The sequence below is a fragment of the Pseudomonas sp. NPDC088890 genome (assembly GCF_044900155.1).
Lineage (GTDB): Bacteria > Pseudomonadota > Gammaproteobacteria > Pseudomonadales > Pseudomonadaceae > Aquipseudomonas > Aquipseudomonas urmiensis.
In genome coordinates this window covers 424,127-438,996 of sequence record NZ_JBJDNG010000003.1, presented here as the reverse complement: position 1 = coordinate 438,996, position 14,870 = coordinate 424,127, and the positions used below count along the sequence as shown (strand labels likewise).

Here is a 14,870-nt window from a genome sequence, read left to right as displayed (position 1 = left end):
CGCAGCACTATGTACCGCACCGCTTAAAGAGCCTTGGGTGAACCTAACTGCTCCTATTAAGCTGGGTGACCGACATGACCCCATCCCTCATCAACGCTGCCGGCGTACAGTACGTGCGCGCCCATCTGGCAAATTTTCCGCGCCCTGACCGTGAGGCCGCTCAGGCCATACGCGACTGGGCATCGAGCAACGGCCTGGCCTTGGATCCAGACCGGATCGATGTGGTCACCTTGCACTATCGCCCTGATGGCCCACAGGGCTATCAGGCGCTGATCAGGCAGCGCCTGAGCCTGACTCAGGCGGTACTGGGCAACTGGCAAGGCGAATCCAACAACGACGCCATCGGCGCCCTGTTTTCGGCCTCCTGGGCGGGCACCTTGCCCAATGGCCCAATCAAGATCGTCGAGCACCTGCCGCCACTCGGGCCGTTCGATAACAGCGCCGCGTTTGAAGTGTTCAATGGGTTGTTCCGCCGCACCGACCCGATGCGCTACGAGCCCGCCACACAGGTACACATACCCGCGGAAAAATTCCAGCGCTTTATCGAAAAGCTCGATTTCCACTCCCACTACCGCGCGCAGCTCGACCGTTATTGGCAACAACATCTGGACAGTCATCGCCTGTCCAGCAAGCTCAACTGCATTGCTGCCTGCAATAAGCAAGTCAGCGAAGGCAGTCTCAGTGACGCGGCACGAAAGCTGGTCTGGCGTGCCGCGAGGCTGATACCACGAGGACGCAAACTGCGCTTGAGCACATTGTCCGTTTACGGGTATGCCGCAACAGACCTTCTGTTCATCAACGACGGCGAGACCGACCTGAGCCTGCTGTACCTACCCGGCAACAGTTCGCCGTTTCTGGAGTTTGCCAACCAAAACCTGCTCAAGGACTGGTTCGGCGAACAGTGTCAGTCCTCCGCCAAACGTCAAGCGCTCAAACAGTATTTCAACCTCGCCGATGGCCCGGATGGCCTCGACTTCAGTGGCCTTGACACAGCGCTGGCGGGCATGGGCGATTACCCTGCCGTCCATCGACTGTCTTCTGATCGACCAGGTTTTACGACTGACGGACGCTGGTCGCCACGCGACTATGTCAACTACCGACCGGTAAAGTACAACCCACGGCTAACCGGCGATCTGTTCATGGCTGTGACGCTGCGACAACAGCAGCGCAGTTATGCCGATGCCGACTTCATCATCACCAGCAACAGCGAGGTCACCAAGGCCAGATGGCGTAGCTATCTCACCTCTGCGCTCAATCTGCTAATGCCAATGACCTTCGTAATACCTGGCCTGGCCCCGCTGCTCGCGCTCGGTGGCATAGCCCAGCTAGGCCTGGGGTTGGATCAGGCGATCAATGGCAAGACGCAGGAGGCGAAGGCTGATGGCGTCAGCAACATTGCTTACGGTTTGTTCAATGCCACGCCCTTGGCAGTGGCGGGCCTGACCAAAAGTGCCGAGGTATTCCGGCTCAAAACCGATGGCTTTGTCTTGCCGAGCCGAGTCAACGACCAGATAGGCTACCCGCTGAGCCCGAGCGACCCGCCGCGGCTGCCCGAACTGGATGTCGCGCCCTACTTCCACAGCCCCGATCCCACTGCCCCACTGGATGACCTGCCCTCTGGAGCAAGCCCGGTTTCACGCATTCCTCAGTACACAGGCATGGCCGACCGGCTCAGCGCTCTGACGATCATTGAAGGTAACGTCCTAGTCGAGCTGGAGCTGGTCTATGACATGGAGTTCGATCTGTTCATTGAGCAAAGCCGCCTCAATGAGGTCAACGCATCCTACTACCAAGCTACTCCAGGTGAATTCGCCGTCGAGCGCGCTGACCCGCATGCTCGAGCCGTCACAAATCCGATGCGGGTCACCACCCTGCGCAGTCTGGGGATAGACCTACCTATACCGGTAGAGCTGCCTGTGCCACTACGTGGCGAGGCGATTCCCAAGACAATCACCTCGCTCTGGGTCGGAGACAAGGTCATCGGCGCAGAGCTGTTGGAAAACGTTGCCAAGAACGCCAAGCGGCTCAAGGGCGGCGCCTATCAGTACCGGTTGTACCTGTCCCACGCAGACGCTGTCGCGCACACGGAAAACCTGCGTCTACTCAAGAGCAAGGCCCCTGACCTGCAAGTTCATACACTGGAGGAGCAACCTTTCTTCATCTCATTCAAGCAAAGCAAGTATTTCGCTCAGTACCAGGACGCTTTGGATGGCAATGCAGGAGTCGCCACCAACTACCCGTCGGCCTGCGATGTACTGCGCTACCCAATGCTGCACCATGAGGGCGGTTTGTACATGGACCTGGACGACGAGTTACTGGCCGCCAGCAGCAGTCGCTTGGGCTGTATTGGCGCCGGAGCGTGCGTGGCAGAGGCGATCGATGAGGTGGAGCTGGCGACCAGCAAAAACGGCTTGCTGCTTCATCCGGCGATGTCCAATGAAAAACTAGGGATGCACTTTCAGTACAATACCAGCATGATCGGCAGCCACCCAGGCAACCCGACCTTGGTGGCCATTTCTGATGAAATGCACGCACGCTATCAGAGCGAACCGGATTTCTATCGTAGCAAGCCAAGCCTGGCTGAAGACCCAACAGGATTTTATGAGTACGCCAGTCGCTTGAATCGCCTCACCGGGCCGGCCCTGTTCACCGATGTGGTCGACCGATTGCTCCCCGATCTGTACCGACTGCGCCAGCTCAGAAAGCTGTATGGTCTGCCCCGCACCAAAAGCTGGTTGTACGTGAATCTGCAGGCTTGGATGCTCGTTGAAAAAGAGCTATTGCCCCTCAGCCGCTTTGCCAAAGTCGGTGGCCAGCATGCGTGGATCACTACCTGAATGAAAACAGGCGACCCTGGTCGCCTGTTCTGCTCACTCGCCACGGTGCAACTTACTCATCAGTTGCGCCTCGGCTTGGGTCAAGCCGCAGGTTTGAGTCAGCTCCTCGATGCTGGCGCCCATCCCCACCAGCTTGGCCGCCTGGGTAAAGGTCACGTCATTAGGATCGCGCTGCTCCAGCTGCTGCAGCTTGTCTGGCAACGGCGCCACCACCGCACGCAGCTCATGGATCGCCTCCCCCATGCGCACGGTGCCATTCTGGTAGTCGTCCAGGCGCTTGGCCAGGTCCTTGATGCGCTGGTCGCGCAGCGCATCACCTTGAGCCTGCTGGGCGGCCAGCTCGCGCTGGCGCTTGCTGTAGTTGAGAAAAAACCACAGGCTCAGCGCCCACAACAGCGCCAGGAAGATGACAGCAACCTCGAAAATCAACTCAGATGTTCTCCAGCTCGGACCATTCTTCCTCGGTCATCATCTTGTCCAGCTCGACCAGGATCAGCAGCTCGCCATTCTTGTTGCACACGCCCTGGATGAACTTGGCCGACTCTTCGTTACCCACGTTTGGCGCGGTCTCGATCTCCGACTGACGCAGGTACACAACTTCGGCGACGCTATCGACCAGGATGCCGACCACCTGCTTGTCGGCCTCGATGATGACAATACGGGTGTTGTCGGTCACTTCGGTCGGCACCAGGCCAAAGCGCTGGCGAGTGTCGATCACGGTGACCACGTTACCGCGCAGGTTGATGATGCCCAGCACGTAGCTCGGCGCACCCGGAACCGGAGCGATCTCGGTGTAACGCAGGACTTCCTGCACCTGCATGACATTGATGCCATAGGACTCGTTGTCCAGGCGGAAGGTTACCCACTGCAGGATCGGATCTTCGGAACCTTGTGCGGACGACTTTTTCATTCCCCTACCCCTCAAAATCCGCCATCGGCGGTGTGCTCGGTGTGGCCGCGGCAGCAGCGGCCGTCATTTATTAGTGTTTGGCGTGCAGCTGCTTGACGGCGCCGCTGGCGATCAACTCGGCCAGTTCAGCGACATCGAGCAAGGCACACATGTGCTCGATCACCGTGCCGGCCAACCACGGGCGTTGCCCGCGCTGGCTGCGCCACTTGATCTCGTTCGGGTCCAGGCGCAACGAACGGCTGACCTGATGCACCGCCAGCCCCCACTCATAGCCCTGGACAGAAATCACGTACTGCAAGCCCTGGCGAAAGTCATCGCGGTAGCGGTCAGGCATCACCCAGCGCGCGGTATCCAGAACCTTGAGATTGCCCGCCTGGCAGCTGAGGATGCCGAGGAACCAGTCCGGCTGGCCAAACAGTGGCGTCAGCTCCTGGCCGGCCAGGCTATAAATCGACCCCAGGCATACCAGGGGTACCGCCAGGGTCAGCCCGGCGACATCGAACAGCAAGCATTCGAAAGGCTCGGCGGCCCATTGCGGCCGGCCGTCAACCGTCGCTGGCGGCGCTGGAACGTTGGGCGCAGGCAGGTGCACCTCGACCAACGGCGCGACCGGCTCAGGCGCCTGAACTTCGGTCAGCACCGGAATACTGGCTTCGACCACCACCTGGGCCTCGACCACGGTGACCACCGGCTCTGCCACTGGCGCGGCAGGCGCCAGCACCGTGGCGAGCACCTTGGGTTGCGGCTCGGCAAAAGGCCGTGAGGCTGACGTTGGCGCAGGCTCGATCTGACGCTGGGCGTCGCGGGCCTGCTCTTCGCGTACCGCAGCCTCGAAGTCTTCGCTCGACGCCGGCTGTGCAGCGGGCGCCTCGAACGTCTCGGTAGCGTCCTGCAGCAAGCCGTCCAGATAAGACTGCAAGGCCAACTGCGGCTTGCTGGTAATGGGCCGGGCTGAGTTCATCAGGCCACCTGCAGTGCGGATTTGTAAGTGAGCAAGTGCTTGAGCAAGGCGCGATAGGCAACCACCCCGCGGCTCTTGCCGTCGAACTGCGAAGGCGTGACGCCCGCCCGGCTAGCATCGCGCAGACGCGTGTCGACCGGGATATAGCCCTGCCAGACGTTCTCGGCGTAGGTATCGCGCAGCACTTTGAGCGTGCCCAAGGAAGCCTGGGTACGGCGATCGAACAGGGTCGGCACGATCTGGTAGGGCAGCGCCTGCTTGCGCGAGCGGTTGATCATGGCCAGGGTGCCAACCATCCGCTCCAGGCCCTTGACCGCGAGAAACTCGGTCTGCACCGGAATCACCAGTTGCTGACTGGCGGCCAGGGCATTGACCATCAGCACGCCGAGCAAGGGCGGGCTGTCGATCAGGGCGAAGTCGAAATCCTGCCACAGCTGCGCCAGACTCTTGGCGATCACCAGGCCCAGGCCACTCTGTCCTGGCGATTGGCGTTCGAGCACGGCCAGCGCGGTACTCGAAGGCAGCAGGGAAATACGCTCATCACTGGTCGGCAGCAGCAACTGCCCCGGCAGCCCCTCAGGCACCGTGCCCTTGTGCAGGAACAGGTCATAGCAGCTGTGCTCCAGCGCATCGGGGTTGTGCCCGAAATAGCTGGTCATGGAGCCGTGCGGGTCAAGGTCGACCACGACCACGCGCTTGCCCGCCTCGGCCAGCAGCCCGGCCAGAGCGATGGTAGTGGTGGTCTTGCCGACGCCACCTTTTTGATTGGCTACTGCCCAGACTCTCATGGTGCCTTGCTTCCTCCCGGTATGGCCGCCTGCCCTGCCGGGAACGGTGTGAAAATGGGTGACGGGGATTTGACGGGGCTAGCCCCCTCCCGCCGCTGCAGGCGTTGCAGGTGCACTTTGTGTGCCAGCGCGGCGCAATGCCGAATCTGGCGTGGCATTGGCGCTGCCGGTAGCCGTGAGACTACGGCGCACTTCCAGATTGCGCGAAATCACCAGCACCACTCGGCGGTTACGCGCACGCCCTTCGGCGCTGTCATTACTTGCCACCGGCTGGTATTCGCCATAGCCCACCGAGGCCATCCGCCCAGGGTTTACACCATTCATCGCCAGCAGGCGGACGATGCTCGCCGCGCGCGAGGCCGACAGTTCCCAGTTGGTTGGGTACTGGGCAGTTCGGATCGGCATGTTGTCGGTAAAGCCTTCGACATGCACCGGGTTGGCGAACGGCTTGAGGATATTGGCCACCTTCTCGATGATCTCGAAGGCAACGTCGCTGGGCATGGCATCGCCACTGCCGAACAGCAGCGCCGAGTTGAGCTCGACCTCGACCCACAGCTCGTTGCCACGCACGGTCATCTGGTCAGATTTGATCAAGTCGCCAAACGCTTCGCGCACATCGTCGCTGATAGTCTGCAAAGGATCGTTGCTGGTCTGAGCCAGGCCCGCATCGGTCTGCTCGCTGTCCTTGATCAAGGGCTCGGCCGGCCTCACACTCAGCGGCTGCTCATCACCGATCGGGATCGGCTTCATGCTCCGCTCAGGGTCATTGAATACCCCGAGCAGGGCCTGGGAAATGACCTTGTACTTGCCCTCGTTGATCGAAGAGATCGAGTACATGACCACGAAGAAGGCGAACAGCAAGGTGATGAAGTCGGCATATGACACCAGCCAACGCTCGTGATTCTCGTGTTCCTCGGTGTGACGACGGCGACGCATGGCTTACTCCATGAAGCCTTGCAGCTTCAGCTCGATCGAGCGTGGGTTTTCGCCTTCGGCGATCGACAGCAGGCCTTCGAGGAGCATCTCGCGATAGCGCGACTGACGCATGACGATGGCTTTGAGCTTGTTGGCGATCGGCAGCAGGATCAAGTTGGCACTGGCCACGCCATAGATGGTGGCAACGAAGGCCACGGCAATGCCATTGCCCAACTGCGAAGGATCGGCCAGGTTGCCCATCACATGGATCAGGCCCATCACCGCACCGATGATGCCGATGGTCGGCGCGTAGCCGCCCATGCTTTCAAATACCTTGGCGGCCTGGATATCGCGGCCTTCCTGGGTCAGGAAATCGACCTCAAGGATACTGCGGATAGCCTCCGGCTCAGCGCCGTCGACCAGCAACTGCAAGCCCTTGCGCGCATACGGATCAGGTTCGCCATCGGCCACCCCTTCCAGCCCCAGCAAGCCTTCCTTGCGAGCGGTGAGGCTCCAGTTGACTACCCGATCGATACCGCCAGCCAGGTCTACCCGCGGCGGGAAGATGATCCAGCGGACAATCTGCAGGGCACGCTTGAACGACGACAACGGCGCCTGCAACAACGCCGCCGCCAGGGTGCCGCCCAGCACGATCAGCGCCGCCGGGCCATTGAGCAGCGCACCCACGTGGCCACCCTCGAGGAAGTTGCCACCGACGATGGCGACGAAGGCGAGGATCAGGCCAATCAGGCTCAAGACATCCATCAGACGCAGGCCTCGACCAGGTGCTTGCCGATCTCGTCCAGGCTGTACACCGCATCGGCCAGGTTGGCCTTGACGATGGCCATGGGCATGCCATAGATCACGCAGCTGGCTTCATCCTGGGCCCACACGGTGCTGCCGCCTTGCTTGAGCAAACGCGCGCCTTCGCGGCCGTCCGCGCCCATGCCGGTGAGTACCACCGAGAGCACTTTGTCGCCGTAGGACTTGGCAGCCGAGCCAAAGGTGATGTCCACGCAGGGCTTGTAGTTCAGGCGCTCGTCACCCGGCAGGATCTTCACCGTACCACGCCCGTCGACCATCATCTGCTTGCCGCCCGGGGCCAGCAGCGCCAGGCCTGGGCGCAGCACATCACCGTCTTCGGCTTCCTTGACGCTGATCTTGCACAGCTTGTCGAGGCGTTCGGCGAAGGCCTTGGTGAAGGCTGCCGGCATGTGCTGGATCAGCACGATCGGCGCCGGGAAGTTGGCCGGTAGTTGGGTCAGCACCCGCTGCAGGGCCACCGGGCCACCGGTCGAGGTCCCAATCGCCACCAGTTTGTAGGGCTTGCGCTTGGGTGCGGGCGAGTGCGTTGCGGCGGGAGCCGCAGCGCTACGTGCAGGTGCAGGCGCGCTAGCACGCACCGGAGCACTGCTGGCAAAGCTGCTGGAAGGCGCGTGGCTGCTCGAGGCCGGGCTTGCGGCTGGCGCAGGCGCGGCGTAGCTGCCCAAGCGGCGGTTGCTGCGCGAAATGGTGTGGACCTTTTCGCAGAGCATCTGCTTGACCTTGTCAGGGTTGCGCGAGATGTCTTCGAAGTTCTTCGGCAGATAGTCCACCGCCCCGGCATCCAGCGCATCGAGGGTCACCCGGGCGCCTTCATGGGTCAGCGAGGAGAACATCAACACCGGCGTCGGGCAGCGCTGCATAATGTGGCGCACGGCGGTGATGCCGTCCATCATGGGCATTTCATAGTCCATGGTGATCACATCGGGCTTGAGCGACAGCGCCTGGTCGATTGCTTCCTTGCCATTGGTCGCGGTCCCCACGACCTGAATGGTCGGGTCGGCCGAGAGAATTTCCGAGACACGGCGGCGGAAGAAACCGGAATCATCCACCACCAGGACCTTGACTGCCATAAACACTCCATTAGGCGGCGCAACCGCCAGGCTGCGCCACCGAAATCAATAACGCTTGGCGGCGTAACGCTTGAGCATGCTCGGGACGTCGAGGATCAACGCGATGCGGCCGTCGCCAGTGATGGTGGCGCCAGACATACCCGGCGTGCCCTGCAGCATCTTGCCCAACGGCTTGATCACCACCTCTTCCTGGCCGACCAGTTGGTCGACGACGAAGCCAATGCGCTGGGTACCGACCGAGAGGATCACCACATGGCCCTCGCGTTGCTCCTCGTGCACCTGGTCCTGGACCAGCCAGCGCTTGAGGTAGAACAGCGGCAACGCCTTGTCGCGCACGATCACCACTTCCTGACCGTCGACCACATTGGTGCGCGACAGGTCGAGGTGGAAGATCTCGTTGACGTTGACCAGCGGGAAGGCGAACGCCTGGTTGCCCAGCATCACCATCAGGGTCGGCATGATCGCCAAGGTCAGCGGCACCTTGATGACGATCTTCGAGCCCTGGCCCTTGGCCGAGTAGATGTTGATCGAGCCATTGAGCTGGGAAATCTTGGTTTTCACCACGTCCATGCCCACGCCACGGCCAGACACATCGGAGATCTCGGTCTTGGTCGAGAAGCCCGGGGCGAAGATCAGGTTGTAGCAGTCCGACTCGCTCAGGCGATCGGCTGCGTCCTTGTCCATCAAGCCCTTTTCCACCGCCTTGGCGCGCAGGATGTTGGGGTCCATGCCCTTGCCGTCATCGGAGATCGACAGCAGGATATGGTCGCCTTCCTGCTCGGCCGACAGCACCACCTTGCCGGTGCGCGCCTTGCCAGAGGCTTCGCGCTCGTCAGGCATTTCCACGCCATGGTCGACTGCGTTGCGCACCAAGTGCACCAGCGGATCGGCCAGGGCCTCGACCAGGTTCTTGTCGAGGTCGGTTTCTTCACCGACCAGCTCCAGGTTGATTTCTTTCTTGAGCTGGCGGGCCAGGTCACGGACCAAGCGCGGGAAGCGGCCGAAGACCTTCTTGATCGGCTGCATGCGGGTTTTCATCACCGCAGTCTGCAAGTCGGCGGTGACCACATCGAGGTTGGACACAGCCTTGGACATGGCCTCGTCGCCGCTATTGAGGCCCAGGCGCACCAGGCGGTTACGCACCAGCACCAGTTCGCCGACCATGTTCATGATCTCGTCCAGGCGCGCGGTATCGACCCGCACGGTGGTTTCCGCTTCGCTGACGTGCTTCTCGCCAGCCGGGGCCGGGGCACGGGCTGGGGCGGCCGGTTTGGCAGCAGCAGCTGCAGGCGCTGCGGCGGGCGTCGGGGCTGGTTTGGGCGCAGGCGTTGGTGCAGGCTGAGCTTGGGCCTTGGCCGCTACCGGTGCGGCAGCAACGGCAGCCGCTGGGGTTTCGGCAGTGGCCGTGTCGCCAGAGAACTTGCCCTTGCCATGCAACTGGTCGAGCAAGGCTTCGAACTCATGCTCACTGATCTCATCGCCCGACGCCGCAGGCGCGCCAGCAGCGGCAGGCGCCGCCGTGGCTGGCAATGCATCGGCGGCGAAGGTGCCCTTGCCATGCAACTGGTCGAGCAGCGCTTCGAATTCGTCGTCGGTGATTTCATCGCCAACCGGCGCCTCAGCAGCGGCTTCAGCAGCGCTGGCCACGACCTCAGGCGAGAACTGGCCCTTGCCATGCAGCTGATCGAGCAGCGATTCGAACTCGGCGTCGCTGATTTCGTCGCCTTCAGCGCTGGGTGCTTCGCCCTGCAGCTGTTCGGCAGCGGCCGCCTCAGCCTTGACCGCATCGAGCGAGTCGAGCAGTTGCTCGAATTCGGTGTCGGTGATGTCCGGTTCGGCGGCGGGAGCCTGGGCAACCGGCACCTCTTCGACGACCGCGGCAACCGGCTCAGCGGCGCCGGGCTCAGCCAGGCGCGACAAGGCCGCCAGCAGCTCAGGCGTGGCCGGGGTGACTTCGCTACGCTCGCGAACCTGGCCGAACATGCTGTTGACCGTGTCCAGCGCTTCGAGGACCACGTCCATCAGCTCGGCGTCGACCCGACGCTCACCTTTGCGCAGGATGTCGAAGACGTTCTCTGCGATATGGCAGCACTCCACCAGCTCATTGAGCTGAAGGAAGCCGGCGCCCCCTTTTACAGTGTGAAAACCGCGGAAAATTGCATTGAGCAGGTCGGCATCATCCGGTCGGCTTTCCAGCTCGACCAATTGCTCGGACAGTTGCTCAAGAATTTCGCCGGCTTCTACCAGGAAATCCTGAAGGATTTCTTCATCGGCGCCGAAGCTCATTAAACGTGCTCCCTAAAAACCCAGGCTGGACAGCAGATCATCGACATCGTCCTGACCGGACACGACGTCTTCACGCTTATCGGCATGAATCTGCGGACCTTCACCCCGAGTCGGATGTTTTTCTTGATCTTTTTCAGCGCGCAGCTGTTGGTGGTCATGTTCGATACCGGCAAAGCGGTCGACTTGACTGGCCATCAGCACGAGCTTGAGCAGATTGCTTTCTACTTCGGTGACCAAGGCGGTGACGCGCTTGATCACCTGCCCGGTCAGGTCTTGGTAGTCCTGAGCCAGGAGAATGTCGTTCAGATGCCCGGAGACCTTGCGGTTCCCTTCAGCGCTGTGCGTCAGGAAACTGTCGACCCGCTTGACCAACTCGCGAAATTCCGGCGCGGCCACTTCGCGGCGCATGAAGCGCTGCCAGTCAGCGCTCAGCGCCTGAGCTTCGCTGGCCAGATCATTGAGCACTGGGGTGCTCTCTTCGACCAGGTCCATGGTGCGGTTGGCGGCGCCCTCGGTCAGCTTGACCACGTAGGACAAGCGCTCGGTGGCATCGGTGATCTGCGAGACTTCCTCGGCCTGCGGCATGGCCGGGTCGATCTGGAAGCTGACGATCGCGCTGTGCAGCTCGCGGGTGAGTTTGCCGACTTCCTGATACAGGCCGCGGTCGCGCGTCTGGTTAAGCTGATGGATCAGCTGCACCGCGTCGCCAAACCGGCCGCGCTCAAGGCTCTCGACCAGTTCCTGGGCATGCTTCTTCAGGGTCGTTTCGAACTCACCCAGAGACGTGTTGTTTGACTCCATGGCGCCCCCTGGCGTGACTTAGCCGTTCACGCGTTCGAAGATCTTTTCGATCTTTTCTTTGAGCACCTGGGCTGTGAAAGGCTTGACCACATAGCCATTGACACCGGCCTGGGCCGCTTCAATGATCTGGTCGCGCTTGGCTTCGGCAGTGACCATCAACACCGGCATGCCCTTGAGGCGCTCGTCGGCCCGTACCTGGCGCAGCAGGTCGATCCCGCTCATGCCCGGCATGTTCCAGTCGGTCACCAGGAAGTCGAAGTGCTCGCTGTGCAGCATCGGCAGCGCGGTAACGCCGTCATCGGCTTCCTTGACGTTGGTGAAGCCCAGATCACGCAACAGATTCTTGATGATTCGCCGCATCGTCGAGAAGTCGTCAACGATGAGGATTTTCATGTTTTTGTTCAAGTAGACCTCCAAGCAGTCTTAAACGCGCTCGGCCCCCGAGCGCGCATTCAATCAATTCAGTACAACGTGAAAACGACTGCAGCGAACCCCGGTTACCGCGCCCGCCATTCACCCAAGCGACTGCGCAGACGCGCCGCGCACTGGCTGTGCAACTGGCTGACACGCGACTCGCTGACCCCCAGCACCTCACCAATTTCCTTGAGGTTCAGCTCTTCGTCGTAGTACAGCGCCAGCACCAGGCGCTCGCGCTCCGGCAGGTTGGCGATCGCATCGGTCAGCGCGGCCTGGAAGCGCTCGTCTTCAAGGTCACGCGACGGCTCGATCTGGCCGCTGGCTCCATCCTCGTGCAGGCCTTCATGTTCGCCGTCCTGCAACAGGTCGTCGAAACTGAACAGGCGGCTGCCCAGGGTATCGTTCAAAATCCCGTAGTAATCATCGAGACTCAATTGGAGTTCGGCAGCAACCTCGTGATCTTTAGCGTCGCGACCGGTTCTTGCTTCAACGGCGCGCATCGCGTCGCTGACCATGCGGGTGTTGCGGTGCACCGAACGCGGCGCCCAATCGCCCTTGCGCACCTCATCGAGCATGGCGCCACGGATACGGATGCCGGCGTAGGTTTCGAAGCTGGCGCCCTTGCTGGCATCGTATTTGTTGGCCACTTCCAACAGGCCAATCATGCCTGCCTGGATCAGGTCTTCGACCTGCACGTTGGCCGGCAGACGCGCCAGCAGGTGATAAGCGATGCGCTTGACCAGCGGCGCGTAGCGCTCGATCAACTCATACTGGGCATCTTTGGACGCCTTGCTGTACATCTTGAAACCGCTTGCACTCATAGGACGGGTCCCGCGCTGGTGGGCTGCACCAGTCGCTCGACGAAAAACTCCAGGTGCCCACGCGGGTTGGCAGGCAACGGCCAGCTGTCGACCTTCTGCGCAATGGCCTTGAATGCCAATGCACACTTGGACCGTGGGAAGGCCTCATAGACCGCGCGCTGCTTCTGCACCGCCTTGCGCACACACTCGTCGTACGGCACGGCGCCGACGTATTGTAGGGCGACGTCAAGGAAGCGATCCGTGACCTTGGTCAACTTGGCGAACAGGTTGCGCCCTTCCTGCGGGCTCTGCGCCATGTTGGCCAGCACGCGGAAACGATTCATGCCGTAGTCGCGATTGAGCAGCTTGATCAGCGCGTAGGCGTCGGTGATCGACGTAGGCTCATCGCACACCACCAGCAGCACTTCCTGGGCGGCGCGCACGAAGCTCACCACCGAATCGCCGATGCCGGCAGCGGTGTCGATCACCAGCACATCGAGGTTGTCGCCAATCTCGCTGAACGCCTGGATCAGACCGGCGTGCTGCGCGGGCTGCAGGTGGACCATGCTCTGGGTGCCGGAGGCGGCCGGGACGATGCGCACGCCCCCTGGCCCCTGCAGCAGCACATCGCGCAGCTCACAGCGGCCCTCGATAACGTCAGCCAGGGTGCGCTTGGGCGTCAGCCCCAGCAGCACGTCGACATTGGCCAGGCCCAGGTCGGCGTCCAGCAGCATGACGCGACGACCCAGCTCGGCCAACGCCAGGGACAGGTTCACTGAAACGTTAGTCTTGCCGACGCCACCTTTGCCACCGGTCACGGCGATCACCTGTACGGGATGCATGCTACCCATATTTGTTCTTTACCTTGTCTCGCTTGGACCGAGGCCACATGTGGGGCTGTTCTCGAAGCCCTTGATGTAGGTATTTTGCATTACGTTCTCCCTCAACCCGCGCGTTTGCCAGAGTTGTGGTAGAGATCAGCGAACATATCGGCCATGGCCTCTTCGCTGGGGTCTTCCTGCATTTGCACACTGACTGCGCGGCTGACCAACTGGTGCTTGCGCGGCAGGTGCAGGTCGTCAGGAATGCGCGGGCCATCGGTGAGATAGGCAACCGGCAGTTCATGACTGATGGCCAGGCTCAATACTTCGCCGAGGCAGGCCGTTTCATCGAGTTTGGTCAGGATACAACCGGCCAGGCCGCAGCGCTTGTAGCTGTGGTAGGCAGCGGTGAGCACCTGTTTCTGGCTGGTTGTGGCCAGCACCAGGTAATTCTTGGCGGCAATCCCGCGCCCTGCAAGTGTTTCAAGCTGCATGCGCAGTGCCGGGTCGCTGGCTTGCAGGCCAGCGGTATCGATCAGCACCACGCGCTTGCGCAGCAGCGGCTCCAGGGCCTGGGCCAGCGACTCGCCTGGGTCGACATAGGTCACCGACACATTGAGGATCCGCCCAAGGGTCTTGAGCTGCTCCTGGGCGCCGATACGGAAGCTGTCCATGCTCACCAGAGCCAAGTTGCTGGCGCCGTACTTGAGCACGTAACGTGCGGCCAGCTTGGCCAGGGTGGTGGTTTTGCCCATGCCGGCCGGGCCGACCATGGCGATCACCCCGCCCTCCTCGATCGGTTCGATCTCCGGCACATCGATCATCCGCGCCAGGTGCGCCAGGATCATCCGCCAGGCCTGGCGCGGCTCGTCGATCTCGGCCACCAGGTCGAGCAGCTCGCGGGCCAGTGCGCCCGACAAACCGACGCGTTGCAGGCGCCGCCAGAGGTTGGCCTGCATTGGCTTGCTGCCTTGCAACTGGCTCCAGGCCAGCGAGCCAAGCTGCACTTCGAGCAGCTCGCGCAGCCCGGAAAGCTCCGAGCGCATGGCATCGAACAGGCGCGGATCGACTGGCGCCGGCGCGGGTACGGCGGCAGCCGGCGGCACATCGACGTGTGGCTCGATCAACGGCTCGGATGCGGTCAGCGACAGACCCGCGAACAACTGGCGGTTGCCTTCATCGGTATCGTTGCGGCTGCTCAGCTCGGCCTGGGCGGTGGCGATGCGCGACTGGGTCTTGCGCAGCTCATCTTCAAGCTCGGCATTAGGCACGCGCGGGGCCAGCGCGGACAGTTTGTAGTCCAGCGCGGCCGTCAACTCGACACCGCCGGCAATGCGCCGGTTGCCGATGATGGCGGCATCGGCGCCCAGCTCATCACGGACCAGCTTCATGGCCTGACGCATATCGGCGGCGAAAAAACGCTTAACTTGCATAACCCA

General features: G+C 61.9%; 14 protein-coding genes. 1 reads left to right on the top strand and 13 read right to left on the bottom strand.

The window, feature by feature from the left end; all coding sequences use genetic code 11:
- Positions 1 to 74: 74 nt before the first annotated feature.
- Positions 75 to 2,837 (top strand): dermonecrotic toxin domain-containing protein, encoded by a 2,763-nt coding sequence (locus tag ACI2JX_RS09805; protein WP_404689973.1) that lies wholly within the window; start codon positions 75 to 77, stop codon positions 2,835 to 2,837.
- 33 nt (positions 2,838 to 2,870) lie between these two features.
- Here ACI2JX_RS09805 and ACI2JX_RS09800 read toward each other — a convergent pair whose 3' ends face one another.
- The 13 genes from ACI2JX_RS09800 to flhF form a co-directional block, all read right to left on the bottom strand.
- Positions 2,871 to 3,266: a DUF2802 domain-containing protein gene (locus tag ACI2JX_RS09800; RefSeq protein ID WP_264235034.1), complete on the bottom strand. Its 396-nt coding sequence runs from the start codon at positions 3,264 to 3,266 to the stop codon at positions 2,871 to 2,873.
- Between the two features lies 1 nt (position 3,267).
- Positions 3,268 to 3,747, bottom strand: a complete 480-nt coding sequence (locus ACI2JX_RS09795) for a chemotaxis protein CheW (RefSeq protein WP_119143286.1) — start codon at positions 3,745 to 3,747, stop codon at positions 3,268 to 3,270.
- A gap of 70 nt (positions 3,748 to 3,817) precedes the next feature.
- Positions 3,818 to 4,708, bottom strand: coding sequence for a CheW domain-containing protein (locus tag ACI2JX_RS09790; protein ID WP_404689972.1), 891 nt, complete (start codon positions 4,706 to 4,708; stop codon positions 3,818 to 3,820).
- Positions 4,708 to 5,496 (bottom strand): ParA family protein, encoded by a 789-nt coding sequence (locus ACI2JX_RS09785; RefSeq protein WP_264235036.1) that lies wholly within the window; start codon positions 5,494 to 5,496, stop codon positions 4,708 to 4,710. Before ACI2JX_RS09785 ends, ACI2JX_RS09790 begins: the two co-directional genes overlap by 1 nt.
- A 78-nt stretch (positions 5,497 to 5,574) precedes the next feature.
- Positions 5,575 to 6,432 carry a flagellar motor protein MotD gene (motD, locus tag ACI2JX_RS09780; protein ID WP_264235037.1) on the bottom strand — a complete coding sequence of 286 codons (858 nt, stop codon included), beginning with the start codon at positions 6,430 to 6,432 and terminating at the stop codon, positions 5,575 to 5,577.
- Positions 6,433 to 6,435: 3 nt separating this feature from the next.
- The gene (locus tag ACI2JX_RS09775) at positions 6,436 to 7,176 is read right to left on the bottom strand and encodes a flagellar motor protein (protein ID WP_186555997.1); all 741 of its coding nucleotides are present in this window, start codon (positions 7,174 to 7,176) and stop codon (positions 6,436 to 6,438) included.
- Entirely contained in the window at positions 7,176 to 8,306 is a 1,131-nt protein-coding gene (locus ACI2JX_RS09770; RefSeq protein WP_368973612.1) for a chemotaxis response regulator protein-glutamate methylesterase, read from the bottom strand. The genes ACI2JX_RS09775 and ACI2JX_RS09770 overlap by 1 nt, the downstream gene beginning before the upstream one ends.
- Positions 8,307 to 8,351: 45 nt before the next feature.
- The gene (locus ACI2JX_RS09765) at positions 8,352 to 10,592 is read right to left on the bottom strand and encodes a chemotaxis protein CheA (RefSeq protein WP_404689971.1); all 2,241 of its coding nucleotides are present in this window, start codon (positions 10,590 to 10,592) and stop codon (positions 8,352 to 8,354) included.
- A 12-nt stretch (positions 10,593 to 10,604) separates the two neighbouring features.
- A complete protein-coding gene (locus tag ACI2JX_RS09760; protein WP_368973614.1) occupies positions 10,605 to 11,393 on the bottom strand; it encodes a protein phosphatase CheZ in 789 nt (262 codons plus the stop codon).
- A gap of 18 nt (positions 11,394 to 11,411) precedes the next feature.
- Positions 11,412 to 11,786: a chemotaxis response regulator CheY gene (locus tag ACI2JX_RS09755; RefSeq protein ID WP_186555993.1), complete on the bottom strand. Its 375-nt coding sequence runs from the start codon at positions 11,784 to 11,786 to the stop codon at positions 11,412 to 11,414.
- Between the two features lie 104 nt (positions 11,787 to 11,890).
- Positions 11,891 to 12,631: an RNA polymerase sigma factor FliA gene (gene fliA / locus ACI2JX_RS09750; protein WP_186555992.1), complete on the bottom strand. Its 741-nt coding sequence runs from the start codon at positions 12,629 to 12,631 to the stop codon at positions 11,891 to 11,893.
- On the bottom strand, positions 12,628 to 13,461 hold the full coding sequence (fleN, locus tag ACI2JX_RS09745; protein WP_186555991.1) for a flagellar synthesis regulator FleN: 834 nt from the start codon (positions 13,459 to 13,461) through the stop codon (positions 12,628 to 12,630). The genes fliA and fleN overlap by 4 nt, the downstream gene beginning before the upstream one ends.
- Before the next feature lie 92 nt (positions 13,462 to 13,553).
- On the bottom strand, positions 13,554 to 14,864 hold the full coding sequence (gene flhF / locus ACI2JX_RS09740) for a flagellar biosynthesis protein FlhF (RefSeq protein ID WP_368973617.1): 1,311 nt from the start codon (positions 14,862 to 14,864) through the stop codon (positions 13,554 to 13,556).
- Between the last annotated feature and the right edge of the window lie 6 nt (positions 14,865 to 14,870).

Bases quoted from the DNA above. Each gene is read 5' to 3' on its own strand.
- ACI2JX_RS09805 (WP_404689973.1), top strand. From the start codon at position 75: ATGACCCCATCCCTCATCAACGCTGCCGGCGTACAGTACGTGCGCGCC.
- ACI2JX_RS09795 (WP_119143286.1), bottom strand. From the start codon at position 3,747: ATGAAAAAGTCGTCCGCACAAGGTTCCGAAGATCCGATCCTGCAGTGG.
- ACI2JX_RS09790 (WP_404689972.1), bottom strand. From the start codon at position 4,708: ATGAACTCAGCCCGGCCCATTACCAGCAAGCCGCAGTTGGCCTTGCAG.
- ACI2JX_RS09785 (WP_264235036.1), bottom strand. From the start codon at position 5,496: ATGAGAGTCTGGGCAGTAGCCAATCAAAAAGGTGGCGTCGGCAAGACC.
- motD (WP_264235037.1), bottom strand. From the start codon at position 6,432: ATGCGTCGCCGTCGTCACACCGAGGAACACGAGAATCACGAGCGTTGG.
- ACI2JX_RS09775 (WP_186555997.1), bottom strand. From the start codon at position 7,176: ATGGATGTCTTGAGCCTGATTGGCCTGATCCTCGCCTTCGTCGCCATC.
- ACI2JX_RS09770 (WP_368973612.1), bottom strand. From the start codon at position 8,306: ATGGCAGTCAAGGTCCTGGTGGTGGATGATTCCGGTTTCTTCCGCCGC.
- ACI2JX_RS09765 (WP_404689971.1), bottom strand. From the start codon at position 10,592: ATGAGCTTCGGCGCCGATGAAGAAATCCTTCAGGATTTCCTGGTAGAA.
- ACI2JX_RS09760 (WP_368973614.1), bottom strand. From the start codon at position 11,393: ATGGAGTCAAACAACACGTCTCTGGGTGAGTTCGAAACGACCCTGAAG.
- ACI2JX_RS09755 (WP_186555993.1), bottom strand. From the start codon at position 11,786: ATGAAAATCCTCATCGTTGACGACTTCTCGACGATGCGGCGAATCATC.
- fliA (WP_186555992.1), bottom strand. From the start codon at position 12,631: ATGAGTGCAAGCGGTTTCAAGATGTACAGCAAGGCGTCCAAAGATGCC.
- fleN (WP_186555991.1), bottom strand. From the start codon at position 13,461: ATGGGTAGCATGCATCCCGTACAGGTGATCGCCGTGACCGGTGGCAAA.
- flhF (WP_368973617.1), bottom strand. From the start codon at position 14,864: ATGCAAGTTAAGCGTTTTTTCGCCGCCGATATGCGTCAGGCCATGAAG.